The following is a 13,301-nucleotide window of genomic DNA, read 5'->3' on the forward strand; positions in this document are numbered from 1 at the left end:
CCTCTCCGTGTTGTTTGAGGATCTCTTATGCGCTCACTGCACACATTGAAAACATCCATCACGCTACTGTTTCTCGCGTTCATGCTTGCCGGCTGTAAAGGTCTTCACGGACCTGGTGGCTTTGGCAAGCACGATGAGTGGTTTTTACTCATTGTCGGTATCGCCATTGGCGCGGGTTGTATGGCCCTGTACCAGCGCCGTCACTGACCGTCAGTTAGCTTCCCGCCAACCGCCGAGCACACGGCTATCCGGTCCGAAGAACACCAAACGGTCGTGGTCGATCAAGTAGCGATACGCGGTATCCAGCATATCGGTGACCCGCTTGGCGTCTTCCATATTGGGGCAGGCCATTCGGGTGGAGGCCAGTTCGCTGAACTCAATGCGCTGGCTTTCGCCCAGGCTCACCTTGCCGGTGAACTGGTTGCAGCCATCCGAGCCGCTAACCTTGCCGTCGCGGCCGATGCGGAAAAACGGCGTCTCGGGCATTGATAGCCGTTCATCGGTCCCTACCAACAGCAAGTTCCAGCGCTGCTCGACCACTGGCCCAGAGAGCGTGCCGCCTTGCGGCGCGTCGATGCGCTCTTGTTGCGGTGCGCTGCTGCAGCCTGCCAGCGTGACCATGCTTAGCGCGGCTAGCCATCCTTTCATGCCCTGTGATGTCATCTCGACTCCCTTATCCGATCAGCTCGTTAATCCTGAATCAAACTTGAACCGGTGATTTAGTCTCGGTTCAGCAGCGGTTGCGTAGGCTTGGCATTGTCACTTGCGGGGCTATCTCTTCACAAGCTTGCCCCAACTTGCCAACAAGAGGAAACCGCTATGCAACCGACTCCATTAAAAGCCCTGGCTGCTGCCATCTGCACCCTTGCCCTCTCCGCTCCGCTGGCGGCGCAGGAAGAGGTGCGCATCAACGGCGAAGTGGTCGAACGCTTCAATGACCTGCTCGTGGTCGATGAAGGCGACCATCGTCTGCTGGTTCGCCCGCAAGGCAACAGTGGTGAGCGCTTCCAAGTAGGCGACGACATTATGGTGGAAGGCCGCTTGGAAGGCGATACCGTCACCGCTTCGTCGCTTCGCGGCTCGGCAGATGAGCCCGATAACGGTGACCAGCCACAAGCGCGCGTCGTCGCCCCCGACGTCGAGGCGCTACAGCGCCAGCTCGATGAACAAGGCTTCGGTGAGATGATTGAACTGAAGCGCCGCGACGACGTCTATCGCATTACTAGCATTAATGAGGAAGGTGTCGACGTTCACAGCTTCTTCTCACCGGACGGTGAGTTACTGGAATGGCACATCAAACGTCCTGGGCATGACCGCCCTCACCGCGATGAGAGCCTGTCGACCCTAGAGCAGAGTGACGTGGAGAACGCGCTGAGCGAACAGGGCTACCGTAATGCCGCCCTGGTCGACTTCAAGGGCCGCCATATGGAGTGGATGGCGCAGAATGACGCCGAAGAGCAGGTCATACTGCATGTGGACTACCGCGGCGACGTTTACCGCGAAAAACGCCTCCCCGCGTGGCCCGCTGAATAAACTCACTAATCTTTTGGCGTTACGATGTACCGGAAAGGTCGCCCTTGGGCGGCCTTTCGGCGGCGGGTAGCGTCAGCTCGACGCGTAACCCGCTGGGCGAGTTAGCGGCAAGCGCCAAATGCCCACCGTAAAGCCGCGCCAGATCCTGCACGATGGCAAGCCCCAAACCATCGCCGGGGGTCGATTCATCGAAGCGCTCGCCTCGCTCCACAGCTTTTAGCCGCTGGGTTTCGGGCATACCCGGGCCGTCATCGCTAATCACCACGGTCAACTGCTCTGGCGATACCCGGCGTGCCTCGATCATCACCTCCTGACGCGCCCACTTGCAGGCGTTATCCAGCAGGTTGCCTAACAGCTCATCGAGGTCTTGTGACTCACCTCGAAACGCTAGCGCATCATCGCACTGAACGCTGATATGGAGTGGCGCGGGGCCGCGGGCGTATACATGGCGCATCACGCTCACTAGCCCCTCTAACGTGTTTGCTACCTGGGTGCGCTCGCCCATGTGGTAGCCCGCACCGACGGCCCGAGCGCGGCGCAAATGGTGGTCGACCAAGCGCTGCAGACGTGACAATGCCTCCTCAGTGGTGGCGTCGTGTGTCTGCTGAGCCGATAGGCTGTTGGCTAACATCGCGAGGGGCGTTTTGAGGCCGTGAGCCAAGTTGCCCACGTGTTGACGGCTACGGGCAATCACCTCTCGGTTATGGGTCACCAGCGCATTGATCTCATCCACCAGCGGCTGTAGCTCTTCCACCGTGGCGTGGGCTAACTGTTCGCGGTACCCCTGACGTACCGCAAGAAGGTCGCGACGCAGCCGGGTGAGCGGCTTTAACCCCCAGCGAACTTGCCACCACACCGCCACCGCTAGCCCGACTCCCAGCAGCGCCAGCGAAGCCACTAAAGGAAGGACGATGCGCGACAGGGCATTATCAATGTCGTTTTGGGGGCCGGCCACGGTGATACTCAACGGCGGGCCGCTGCCTGGGGCTGAGAAGTGACGGCCTCGGGCGCGTAGCGCCTCGCCCTCTGGCCCGGTCAGCGCCAACGCCTGAGAAACATCGCTGGTCAGCGCGGGCAGGCTAGCATTCAGCAGCGAACGCGAGGCAATCAGCACCTCATCATCGTGGACAATTTGCCAATACCACCCCGAGTAGGCGCGATCGAACTGAGGGCCGCCAATATCACGGGTTTTGATCAACTGGCCCTGCTCATTGAACTCTACAGAGGCCATCAGCCCCAGTAGGTTGGCGTCCAGCCGGGCGTCAAAGGTGCGCTCGGCGTGATCTTTGAACAGCCAGTAGATAAATAGCCCCACGCCCACTAACGCAATGGCACTCCATAGGCCAGCGGATCCTAGCAGACGCGCTCGCAGTGACAGCTTCACGAGCGGCCGCACAGCCGATATCCCTGACCACGCAGGGTTTCGATACGCTCTGCCCCCACTTTGCGCCGCAACCGACTGATGATCACTTCGAGGGAGTTATGGTCACGGTCGTTATCGTAAGAGTAGAGATGTTCGGAGAGCTCGGTACGGCTGACCACCCGCTCAGCGTTATGAATCAGATACACGAGTAGCTGATGTTCAAAGGCGGTGAGTTTTAACGGCAGGCCAGCGAGATGGAAGGTGCCTAGCTGAGTGTCGTACTCTAGCTCGCCGCTGCGGATCATCACATCAGCGTGGCCCGACGCGCGGCGAATCAGCGCACGCAGCCGCATGATAATCTCCTCCATGCGAAAGGGTTTGGTGACGTAGTCATCCGCCCCGGCGCGGAACCCCTGCACCTTCTCACTCCAGCCATCCCGGGCGGTCAAAATCACCACCGGTAGCGTGCGGCCATGTTGTCGCCAATCGTGCAGAACACTTAAGCCATCCCGCCCAGGCAGACCCAGATCCAGCACCGCCGCGTCATAGGTTTCGTGATTGCCCATGTACACGGCTTCGTTACCGTCGTTGACAACATCGACGACGAAACCATTACCCTCAAGCGCTTCACGCATTTGAGCCGCGAGATGCTGCTCATCTTCGACAACTAACACTCGCATTATTAGGCTCCGCCGTTATCGCGGGTAGGCGGCAAACGCGCCTCAATTTGGCCCCTGCCGTCAATTTCAAGAAAACGACCATCTTCTCGGGCAATGCGAATTTTGAGTACGTTGCCTTGGGCCGTCAGCAGGCGCAGCTCATACACCTGCTCGCTATTTTCCCAGCCACGTCCGCTTTTCATTTCGATATCGAGTAGTTCGCCCTCATAGCGCTGCTGTACCACGGCGATGGCGTCATCCACCGTCAGGGCGGATTGAGCGCCCCCCGGGGTGGGAACGCTGACGAACAAGAGTGTGCTCAGCAGGGCGCAGCGAAGCACGCTGCCGCGATGGTCACTGTTCATAAAAGACTCCTGGCAAACGCCATACTCTAAGAGTAATCAAACACTATAACGGGAAGCGCCTTAACCTTGACTGAACAAGCGCGCCATTCAGGTTATCGTCAGCTTTCGGTGCGTATACTCGTTGCATTGGCGCTAAGTGAGGCCCGACCTATGATGTTCTCTATCGTACTGCTAAAACGGCGTGTTTGGTTACCCTGGGTGAACACGATGCGCGGCTTGTTGCTGTGTACACTCACGCTGCTGCTGGGCTTACCGGTGCTTGCGGCACCACCGTCTCTGGAAACGCCCGCCACCCCGATTGCCACTGCGCAAAGCGCGGGGGTTTACTTGAAAGGCCGCATTAGCGAGCGGTTCGGTAATAGTTTCATTCTTGAAGATGAGAGCGGTCGCGTCTTAGTCGATACCTGGCCGGAGGGGCGTTCAGCACTCACTGCGAACGCGGGTGATGAGATCGGTGTGTTTGGCCTGCCGACGGGCCAGCGCATGCAGGCTCGCTGGCTGGTGATCGGTGAAACGCTCGTCGAAGTGGAAGAGCCCTACGCGTCTCGCTTACCCGGAGACCGCTTGAACCGCTCGGCCCCAGTCTCCGCGCCTCCGCTCACCGAGCGGCCCAATAGCGATGCTTTTTTTATGCAGCGCGCCGAGCAGGCGGGTTATCAACCGCTGGGCGGCGTCGAGTACAAGCCTCGCCATGTGGAGCTACGCGCAATGAACCCCTATGGCGAGGCGGTTGAACTCCATATGGAGTTCAGTGGCGACATCTATAAAGAGCGCCACCGAGAGTAGTGTTACCAGCTACCGCTGTTTTCCATGGAAGCCCAGGGCTCCTGGGGGGCCAACGCATCGCCTTTTTGCAGCAACTCCACGGAGATGCCGTCCGGCGACTTCACGAAGGCCATGTGGCCATCGCGGGGCGGTCGGTTGATGGTGACGCCGTTATCCTGCAGATGCTGGCAAAGGGCGTAAATGTCATCGACCCGGTAGGCCAGGTGACCAAAGTTACGACCGCCAGTGTACTCCTCCGGGTCCCAGTTGTAGGTCAGCTCAAGCTCAGGGGCCGTGAGGCGCTCGGAGCGCGCTTCATCTTCAGGAGCCGCCAGGAACACCAGCGTAAAACGGCCCTTTTCGTTCTCTTTGCGGCGCACTTCTTTCAGGCCGAGCAGGTCACAATAAAAGTGAAGCGAGGCGTCTAAGTCGCTGACACGTACCATGGTGTGTAAAAACTGCATGTCATTTCCTCTTCATTGAAGAATGGTAATTATATCCCGTGCAACCGCCGAGTGCGGTGCCGAGCCGGTCACGTAGCACCATTAAAACATAGACAACAGTGCGACAGTAAAATAGAAAGTAGACACGTTGTATAATGACGTCACGGCGATTCATCTCGTGTGTCATGTCTGGGTGACGATCACGATTCGCTATCAGCACGTCGAGGAGAAGTCTGTGGATTCGATTACGCAAGCAGCGCTTGGCGCAGCCGTCGGGGGCACCGTACTGGGTAAGCGTCTGGGTCGCAAAGCCATCGTACTGGGTGCGCTGCTGGGTACCCTGCCCGATCTGGACGTCGCGCTGGATTATGGCGACGCCATTGCCAATGTCACGGAGCATCGCGGGTTTAGCCATTCACTGTTCGTACTGACGGGTCTTGGCACGCTGCTGGCCGTGCTGAGTGCCCGCTTTGCTCCAGCACGGGACATCTCGCTGGGTCGCTGGTGGTGCTTTTTTACGTTGATATTAGTGACTCACCCGCTGCTCGACTCGCTGACCACCTACGGCACACAGTTGCTCTGGCCGCTAGACGCACCGCCCGCCGCGTGGCCTATCGTCTTCATCATCGATCCGTTCTACACGCTACCGCTGCTTATGGCGCTGATCATCGGCAGCGTGTCGGGCAAGGTACGCAGTGCCTGCCGCACGGGGCTGGTGATCTCCTGCGCTTACCTCATGATGGCCGCAGGTGCCAAATGGAGCGTCGAGCAGCGCCTAACGCCAGCCCTAGCCGAGGCGAACTTACAAGCTGCCCCCGTACTCATCCAACCCACGCCGTTCAACATCGCACTATGGCGGGCAACGGTCATCGATGAAGACCGCTATTACGAGAGTTTGATCAGTGTATTCGATCGTGACCGAGTCCCCGCACTGGAGCCGCTGCGTCGTAACGTCGAACTGGAGGCCAACGCTTTGGAGGGACCGCTAGGGCAGCGGCTGACGTGGTTCACCGGGCCGTTTTTACGTTTCGAAACCCGTGATATCAATGGACAAGAGACGCTGATCGCCACCGACATTCGGTTGGGCTTCCCAGGCTTTCACCCCTTCAACTTCACCTTGGCAACCCGTGAGGGCGACCGCTGGATGCCGGTGGCCATCAGCGAAGAGGTGCGCTCCCCCAGGGGGTTACACCTAGCCACACTGGCGCGGCTGGCGGCCCGAGCGGGTGGTGATGTCTCGGCGCTGTGCGCCAGCGATTACGTGGAACCACAGTGGCGCGCAGAGCCGTTTCTATACCGCTGCTAGTGGGCCGGGGCGTGATGACTAGGGCGCGATGCCCTGGCCACACCCTTTGTACTGCTCGCCGCCAATGGTGAGCGTCACGCGAGCAGGATAAGGCTCGCCGCTCATGTCATCGAAGCAGGCACCCGATTCAATGCGAACGCGGAAAAACTGCTCGGCGTTGGCGTTCTCGATCACTACCCTGCCTGCCTCGTTGTCCATCACGCTGACCATATAAGGCATGGTGGTGGTGTCGCTGCCGTAGTTGGTAGTCCAGGTCATCACGGGCGCATCGTTCGCCAGCTCGATCGTCCAGCCGGGCTCGTTACCGCGAGCGAGCAGCATCACGCCAGGATGGCTGCTACGCGTCGCGATCTCCCGCTGAACTCCCTGCTGGCACTGTAGCTGCCCACGGGGCGTTTCGATTTGCGCCTGGTCGCCGCGATTCCAGAAGCTGATATCGCCATCCTGATAGCGGGCACCGCTGGCCACGACGGCTTGAGGCAATCGCCACGCGCCATGTAGCGACCACAGCCGTAACTCTTCCCCATTGACGGCCGTGACCAAGTCTTGATTGGCTGGTTGGCAGTTCCAAGCTTGAAAGCGCTCGGCACTACCGGGAAACAGCACCGAAGGCAGTAGCGGTGCGCTGCTTTGCACGGTGGTTTTTACCGGCGGCTCAGGGTCGGGCGCACGGGTGGCGCAACCAGCTAGCAGCACACCGGCAGCCGCTGCCGTGGTGAATCGTCGTAATGCAGCATTAGCCTTCATCGAACGTGCTCCCTGTCAGATCCCTCATGATATGTCTTAATGCACGGTTTACTTCTTAAAAGCGCTCAGGTCGTGTGGGTCGAACGTGGTGACGTCTTTGGGTAGGCCTAACGCTTCACGCTTCACTTTGACCTGCATTTTTTCCGCTAACCGCTCGGCATCGTCATCGGTGGTACGGCCATTCAGCTCGGCAAGCTGGGCCATGCCCTGATGGTAAAAGGTAAGAATATCCAGCGCTAGGCGGTTATCGTCTTCCACTGCGCGACGTAGCGGCTGCAGGTAGCTGCTGATACGCGACAGGTGGTGCTTGAGTTGCCAAACATAGCGCATCTCGGCCATCCAGGGGCGCTCTCTTAGTGCCGCGAACATAGCGCTGGTGGCAAGCAAGCCCAACAATACGCCCAGCGCGTTCAGCCAGACGCTGCTACCAAAGGTCGTGGTGAGGAGCATGGAAAACAGCAGGCCAAAAATAATCAGCTGCCCGGCCATCGCCACGCTGATAATGCGGGCTTTACGCCGGTACGTATCGGGGTCGTGCTGTTCAAGGGAAAAGGCCATGGCCAACCTCGTGATCAAAAGGAACTCTTATGATACGGGGCTGGCCGGGGCAGTCAACGCACTAGGATTTGTACGAAAACTAAGCAATACGCTCAGCGGCAGTTTTTAGCAGTCGCTCAGTGGTTTCCCAGCTTACACAAGCGTCGGTGACCGATACACCGTAACGCAGCGCCTTGGGCGCCAACGCTTGCTTGCCTTCGAACAGGTGGCTCTCCAGCATCAACGCGACCAGATTGGTATCCCCTGCTTGACGCTGGGCCAGCACATCCAGCATCACTTCGCTTTGGCGGCGGTGATCCTTGCGTGCATTGGCGTGACTGCAATCCACCATCAAACGCGGATTCTGACCCGCTTCGCGCAGCGTATTAACGGCGCTGCGCACATGGTGGGCTTGGTAATTGGGCTCGCCATGGCCGCCGCGTAGCACCACATGGGTATGCGGGTTGCCGGCGCTCTCCTGCATGATGGGACGCCCCTGGGCATCCATGGCAAAACGCTGATGGGAGTGGGCTGCCGCCTGCATGGCATCGATCGCCACCTGCACATCGCCACTGGTGGCATTCTTGAAGCCTACGGCAGCGCTGAGGTCGCTGGCCAGTTCCCGGTGCAGCTGGGATTCCGTCGTGCGCGCCCCAATCGCTACCCAGCTCAACAGGTCATCCAGGTACGGGGCTAACAAGGGCTGTAACAGCTCGGTGGCTACCGGCAGGCCACGGGAGGCGACGGCGTGCATAAGCTCACGGGAAAGGGCGATACCGCGCGGCATGTCGCCGCTGCCATCAAGATCAGGGTCGTAAGCCAGCCCCTTCCAACCGACCGTGGTGCGCGGCTTTTCAACGTACACTCGCATCACCGGCAAAATCTGCTCGCTGACCTCATCGCTAAGCGCTGCTAGCCGATCCGCGTACTCCAGTGCAGCGTCCGGGTCGTGAATCGAGCACGGGCCTACCACAACGAGCAAGCGGTCATCCTGCCCATTGAGAATGCGCTGTACCGCTTGGCGCTGATGGTCAATTTGTGCGCTGAGGGTGCTGTTCACCACCACCCGTTGACGCAGTTCAGCCGGTAGCGGTAGCGCCGTTGCAGACATTAGTGTGGAGGCCTGGGCAGTAGGGGAACAAGCGGTGTTGATAGGGGCATTCATAGGTTAACTCTCCGAATTCGTATGACATAACGCGTGACATCGCATCACCAACTTGCCACCCAAATGGGCACGGTCGGAGGTGGCAGCTTGCACCGACCGCGCGACGCTAAATCGCCAGCCATAGCCATAACCGGGATAACGGATGGTGTTGGGGCTAGCGATGGAGTAAGCGCGGTAAGACATGGTGCAGCTCCTTGATAATCTACCTATGAAAAATGCGGATGAATGAAACGAAAGAAGCCTCGGTGGAGTTACCCACCGAGGCTTCTTTGCATGCGGCAGGCAACCTAGGCGGTGTGCCTGCTGGCGCGACGTTAGGCGTCGGCCAGGGGCACACCGTGGCTAAACCAATACGCTGCATAGTAACCGAATTGAGTCGTCCCCACGCTCGCCCAGGCGCACGCCACCGTTACCGGTTTGGCAGTGACGCTGGATGATGGCGTACCGTGTGACATAGGGCTTCCTCAATCGATCAATAACGAACTGTCTTTATCCTGCCTGCGCATTCGCCAAATGGCAACCGGGAATTACGCGCCGGTTAGATCAGGCAAATGATTAGCTGCCGAACGCCTGAATCCAGCCAATGGTGGCGGGCAGCGCGCTCATACCGACCAGAATCACAATACCGAGAATAATCGGCAGGATGCCAGAGTCGTCTTTGAAATTGTCGTCGTGATGGGCCATGACAGCCTCCTCATAATGGGTCGAGTTCACGGCACGGGCCGTACGCCAAAAGTGATGGATTATTCTAGTGAGGCCGGGGAGCGTAGGCAAATACATCCGAGAACATTCGCTCGCTGTTCACGCCCAAGCGCTCCAGTACGTCCACGCAGGCGTAGACCATGCCCGGCGAGCCCGAGAGGTAGACATCACAGTCGCTTGGCGTGATGGGGGCCTTGGCCAGTTCGCTCTCCAGCACCAAATCGACGCGGCCCTGGTGGTGAGTGATTCGCTCCCCAGGTGCGAGCGGCTCGGTGAGCGGAAACTCGGTGACCGCATGAAACGCCACCTGATCATGCTGCCGTGCCCACGCACAGGCGAGATCTTCTGCATACAGGTCGCGATGCTCGCGGTTCGCCCACCATAGGGAAATGGGCCGTGCAGGCTGATCACGCAGTGCGGCCTCGATGATGGCTTTCATTTGAGCAAACCCCGTGCCAGCGGCAATCAGCAGCAGCGGGCGCTCGCTTTGTGTATCCAACACGCACTCACCGCTCGGCAGACGAACGGTGAGCTGATTCGCCACCTGCAGCAGTTGGCGCAGGCGCTGGGAGTTGTCCCGCTCGGGCCAGTGCTGAATCTGCAGCTCTAGTGTACCGTCGCCCCGATCGCAGCTCGCAATCGAGAACGGCACCCACGTCGCCTCGTCCAGCATTAACTCAAGGTATTGACCAGGGGCGTGCTGCATTGCTTCGGCGCGCCCGGCGAGGGTCACTTTGAACACGTCGGGATTGAGATCCTCAACGGCCGTGACCTGGCAGGTTAGCGTTTTGCACGTTAACGTAGCGCTCATGAAAGCCTCTTTATGGAAAATCGTTCGGCCCGCACGGCCGGTTAACCGTGGCGCGGTGTGGGTAACGGAATGTCGATGCCCAGCTCGTCCCAGCGCTCGTCGACACGGGTTTTCACCGCCTCGTCCATGACGATGGGCGTTCCCCACTCACGGTCGGTTTCGCCGGGCCACTTGTTGGTCGCGTCCAAGCCCATTTTGGAGCCAAGCCCAGACACCGGCGACGCAAAGTCGAGATAGTCGATGGGCGTGTTTTCCACCATCACCGTGTCACGAGCGGGATCCATGCGCGTAGTGATCGCCCACATCACGTCTTCCCAGTTGCGTGCATCCACATCGTCATCCAGCACGATGACGAACTTGGTGTACATGAACTGTCGCAGGAAGCTCCATACCCCCATCATCACGCGCTTGGCGTGGCCGGGGTACTGCTTCTTCATGGTGACGACTGCCATACGGTAGGAGCAGCCCTCTGGCGGCAGGTAGAAATCGACGATTTCAGGGAACTGCTTGCACAGAATGGGCACGAACACTTCGTTGAGCGCTACGCCCAAAATGGCGGGCTCATCAGGCGGACGGCCGGTGTAGGTGGAGTGATAGATCGCATCGCGACGCATGGTCATCCGCGTCACGGTAAAGACTGGGAAGTGATCCACCTCGTTGTAGTACCCCGTGTGGTCACCAAATGGCCCTTCCGGTGCCATATCGTCTGGGTAGATGAAGCCTTCCAGAATGATTTCGCTGGAGGCAGGAACCTCCAGATCCGCATGGCCACACTTGACCAGCTCGGTGCGCGAACCGCGTAGCAAACCTGCAAAGGCGTACTCTGACAGCGTGTCGGGTACCGGCGTCACTGCGCCAAGGATGGTCGCTGGGTCAGCGCCGAGCGCCACCGCCACGGGGAACGGCTCGCCGGGATGGGCTTTTTGGAACTCGAGAAAATCCAGCGCGCCGCCGCGGTGGGAGAGCCAGCGCATGATGAGGCGGTTCTTGCCGATTTTCTGCTGACGATAGATCCCCAGGTTCTGGCGCTTTTTGTGCGGCCCTTTGGTGATCACCAGCGGCCAAGTGACGAGCGGTGCCGCATCGCCCGGCCAGCAGTGCTGGATCGGCAAGCGGCCCAAGTCCACGTCATCGCCTTCGTAAACGACTTCATGCACCGGCGCACGCTTGACGCTTTTGGGCCCCATGCTGAGCACCTGCTTGAAGATCGGCAGTTTGTCCCAGGCATCTTTCAGGCCTTTGGGCGGGTCCGGCTCCTTCAAGAAAGCCAGCAGTTTGCCCACTTCTCGTAGCGCCTCGACCGAATCCTGCCCCATGCCCAGCGCTACCCGTTTCGGAGTACCGAACAGGTTGCCCAACAGCGGCATGTCGTGACCCTTCACATTTTCGAACAGCAGTGCAGGGCCACCGGCACGCAGCGTGCGGTCGCAGATTTCGGTGATTTCCAAGTAGGGATCTACTTCGGCCGTGATGCGCTTTAGCTCACCCTTGGCCTCTAGCGCCGCAATAAAGTCGCGCAAGTCGTTGTACTTCAATGCCCTCTCCTCAACCCGGCTGTCTCTGATGCCGTTTGGCGCTACGCCTATGCAAAGCGCCTTAGCGGCGCTTCATGGCTTCAAAGAATTCCAGATTGGTCTTGGTGTCTTTCAGACGATCAATCAAGAACTCGGTGGCCGCCGTATCTTCCATCGGGTTGAGCAGTTTACGCAGAATCCACATGCGCTGCATTTCATCCTCAGAGGCCAGCAGGTCTTCGCGACGCGTACCGCTGCGGCGAATGTTGATGGCCGGGAAGACACGCTTTTCCGCCAGCTTGCGGTCCAGGTGCGCTTCCATGTTACCGGTGCCCTTGAACTCTTCGAAGATGACTTCGTCCATTTTCGAACCGGTATCGACCAGCGCAGTAGCGATGATCGTCAGGCTGCCGCCCTCTTCGATGTTACGCGCGGCACCAAAGAAGCGTTTCGGCTTCTCGAGCGCGTGGGCATCCACACCACCGGTGAGCACCTTGCCAGAGCTGGGTACCACGGTGTTGTAGGCACGCGCGAGACGAGTGATGGAGTCGAGCAGAATCACGACGTCTTTCTTGTGCTCTACCAAGCGCTTGGCTTTTTCGATGACCATTTCGGCTACCTGCACGTGGCGGGCAGGCGGCTCATCGAAGGTGGAAGCGACCACTTCACCGCGCACGGTGCGGGACATCTCGGTGACTTCCTCCGGGCGCTCATCGATCAGCAGCACGATCAGATGACATTCGGGGTTGTTGCGCGTGATGGAGGTAGCAATGTTCTGCAACATCAGCGTCTTACCCGCTTTCGGCGGAGACACCAGCAGGCCGCGCTGGCCCTTACCAATCGGCGCGGTCAAATCGATGATTCGGGCCGTCAGGTCTTCGGTCGACCCGTTGCCGATCTCCATGCGCAGACGGTCGTCCGGGAACAGCGGCGTCAAGTTCTCGAAGAGAATCTTGTGCTTGGCGTTTTCCGGGCGGTCAAAGTTGATCTGGCTGACTTTGAGCAGGGCAAAGTAGCGCTCACCCTCTTTGGGCGGACGGATTTTGCCGGAAATGGAGTCGCCCTTGCGCAGATTGAAACGACGAATCTGTGAAGGCGATACGTAGATATCGTCCGGTCCGGCGAGGTACGAGCTGTCGGCGCTCCGCAGGAAGCCAAAGCCATCCTGAAGAATTTCCAGCACACCGTCGCCGTAGATATCCTCGCCACTTTTGGCGTGCTTCTTGAGGATGGCGAAAATGATGTCCTGCTTGCGCGAACGGGCCAGATTGTCGATGCCCATTTCGCGGGCGATATCGAGCAGCTCGGGAACGGTTTTTTGCTTGAGTTCAGTGAGATTCATCGGTGTGTTAGAAAATTGCTCATGAAAGCTAGGCGCTAGGCGCCGGGAA

General features: G+C 59.1%; 17 protein-coding genes. 4 read left to right on the forward strand and 13 right to left on the reverse strand.

All coding sequences use genetic code 11. The features are described from left to right. Positions 1 to 27: 27 nt before the first annotated feature. A complete protein-coding gene (locus tag NH398_RS14440; RefSeq protein ID WP_253019091.1) occupies positions 28 to 207 on the forward strand; it encodes a hypothetical protein in 180 nt (59 codons plus the stop codon). A gap of 3 nt (positions 208 to 210) precedes the next feature. On the opposite strand, the gene NH398_RS14445 is transcribed toward NH398_RS14440, so the two are convergent. After that, on the reverse strand, positions 211 to 663 hold the full coding sequence (locus tag NH398_RS14445) for an META domain-containing protein (RefSeq protein ID WP_253019092.1): 453 nt from the start codon (positions 661 to 663) through the stop codon (positions 211 to 213). Positions 664 to 819: 156 nt separating this feature from the next. On the opposite strand from NH398_RS14445, the gene NH398_RS14450 reads away from it, so the two are divergent. Further along, a complete protein-coding gene (locus tag NH398_RS14450; RefSeq protein WP_253019093.1) occupies positions 820 to 1,533 on the forward strand; it encodes a hypothetical protein in 714 nt (237 codons plus the stop codon). Positions 1,534 to 1,552: 19 nt separating this feature from the next. Here NH398_RS14450 and NH398_RS16835 read toward each other — a convergent pair whose 3' ends face one another. The 3 genes from NH398_RS16835 to NH398_RS14465 are packed head-to-tail and all read right to left on the reverse strand — an operon-like array spanning position 1,553 to position 3,920. Then, positions 1,553 to 2,929: an ATP-binding protein gene (locus NH398_RS16835; protein ID WP_253019094.1), complete on the reverse strand. Its 1,377-nt coding sequence runs from the start codon at positions 2,927 to 2,929 to the stop codon at positions 1,553 to 1,555. Beyond that, positions 2,914 to 3,576, reverse strand: coding sequence for a response regulator transcription factor (locus NH398_RS14460; protein WP_253019095.1), 663 nt, complete (start codon positions 3,574 to 3,576; stop codon positions 2,914 to 2,916). The genes NH398_RS16835 and NH398_RS14460 overlap by 16 nt, the downstream gene beginning before the upstream one ends. 2 nt (positions 3,577 to 3,578) lie before the next feature. Beyond that, on the reverse strand, positions 3,579 to 3,920 hold the full coding sequence (locus NH398_RS14465; RefSeq protein ID WP_253019096.1) for a hypothetical protein: 342 nt from the start codon (positions 3,918 to 3,920) through the stop codon (positions 3,579 to 3,581). A gap of 150 nt (positions 3,921 to 4,070) precedes the next feature. On the opposite strand from NH398_RS14465, the gene NH398_RS14470 reads away from it, so the two are divergent. Next, positions 4,071 to 4,706, forward strand: coding sequence for a hypothetical protein (locus tag NH398_RS14470; RefSeq protein WP_253019097.1), 636 nt, complete (start codon positions 4,071 to 4,073; stop codon positions 4,704 to 4,706). Between the two features lie 2 nt (positions 4,707 to 4,708). Here NH398_RS14470 and gloA read toward each other — a convergent pair whose 3' ends face one another. After that, the gene (gene gloA / locus NH398_RS14475; protein WP_253019098.1) at positions 4,709 to 5,149 is read right to left on the reverse strand and encodes a lactoylglutathione lyase; all 441 of its coding nucleotides are present in this window, start codon (positions 5,147 to 5,149) and stop codon (positions 4,709 to 4,711) included. A 214-nt stretch (positions 5,150 to 5,363) separates the two neighbouring features. Here gloA and NH398_RS14480 point away from each other — a divergent pair, with 214 nt between their 5' ends. Further along, the gene (locus NH398_RS14480) at positions 5,364 to 6,434 is read left to right on the forward strand and encodes a metal-dependent hydrolase (RefSeq protein WP_253019099.1); all 1,071 of its coding nucleotides are present in this window, start codon (positions 5,364 to 5,366) and stop codon (positions 6,432 to 6,434) included. 18 nt (positions 6,435 to 6,452) lie between these two features. Here the strand turns inward: NH398_RS14480 and NH398_RS14485 are convergent, their stop codons facing one another. The 8 genes from NH398_RS14485 to rho all read right to left on the reverse strand — a co-directional run bounded on the left by NH398_RS14485 (position 6,453) and on the right by rho (position 13,252). Beyond that, positions 6,453 to 7,181, reverse strand: a complete 729-nt coding sequence (locus NH398_RS14485) for an MliC family protein (RefSeq protein WP_253019100.1) — start codon at positions 7,179 to 7,181, stop codon at positions 6,453 to 6,455. A gap of 48 nt (positions 7,182 to 7,229) precedes the next feature. Next, on the reverse strand, positions 7,230 to 7,739 hold the full coding sequence (locus tag NH398_RS14490; protein ID WP_159341047.1) for a DUF3087 family protein: 510 nt from the start codon (positions 7,737 to 7,739) through the stop codon (positions 7,230 to 7,232). Positions 7,740 to 7,818: 79 nt separating this feature from the next. Next, the gene (locus NH398_RS14495; RefSeq protein WP_253019101.1) at positions 7,819 to 8,883 is read right to left on the reverse strand and encodes a 3-deoxy-7-phosphoheptulonate synthase; all 1,065 of its coding nucleotides are present in this window, start codon (positions 8,881 to 8,883) and stop codon (positions 7,819 to 7,821) included. A gap of 314 nt (positions 8,884 to 9,197) precedes the next feature. Further along, a complete protein-coding gene (locus NH398_RS14500) occupies positions 9,198 to 9,338 on the reverse strand; it encodes a hypothetical protein (protein WP_253019102.1) in 141 nt (46 codons plus the stop codon). A gap of 100 nt (positions 9,339 to 9,438) precedes the next feature. Next, positions 9,439 to 9,567, reverse strand: a complete 129-nt coding sequence (locus NH398_RS16760) for a hypothetical protein (protein WP_285263815.1) — start codon at positions 9,565 to 9,567, stop codon at positions 9,439 to 9,441. A gap of 64 nt (positions 9,568 to 9,631) precedes the next feature. Beyond that, complete coding sequence (locus tag NH398_RS14505; RefSeq protein WP_253019103.1) at positions 9,632 to 10,396, reverse strand: NAD(P)H-flavin reductase; 765 nt, start codon at positions 10,394 to 10,396, stop codon at positions 9,632 to 9,634. Between the two features lie 41 nt (positions 10,397 to 10,437). Beyond that, positions 10,438 to 11,931 (reverse strand): 4-hydroxy-3-polyprenylbenzoate decarboxylase, encoded by a 1,494-nt coding sequence (gene ubiD / locus NH398_RS14510; protein ID WP_253019104.1) that lies wholly within the window; start codon positions 11,929 to 11,931, stop codon positions 10,438 to 10,440. Between the two features lie 61 nt (positions 11,932 to 11,992). Next, positions 11,993 to 13,252 (reverse strand): transcription termination factor Rho, encoded by a 1,260-nt coding sequence (gene rho / locus NH398_RS14515; protein ID WP_038481222.1) that lies wholly within the window; start codon positions 13,250 to 13,252, stop codon positions 11,993 to 11,995. Between the last annotated feature and the right edge of the window lie 49 nt (positions 13,253 to 13,301).

The organism is Halomonas sp. CnH100-B, assembly GCF_024124605.1.
Taxonomy (GTDB): Bacteria; Pseudomonadota; Gammaproteobacteria; order Pseudomonadales; family Halomonadaceae; genus Vreelandella.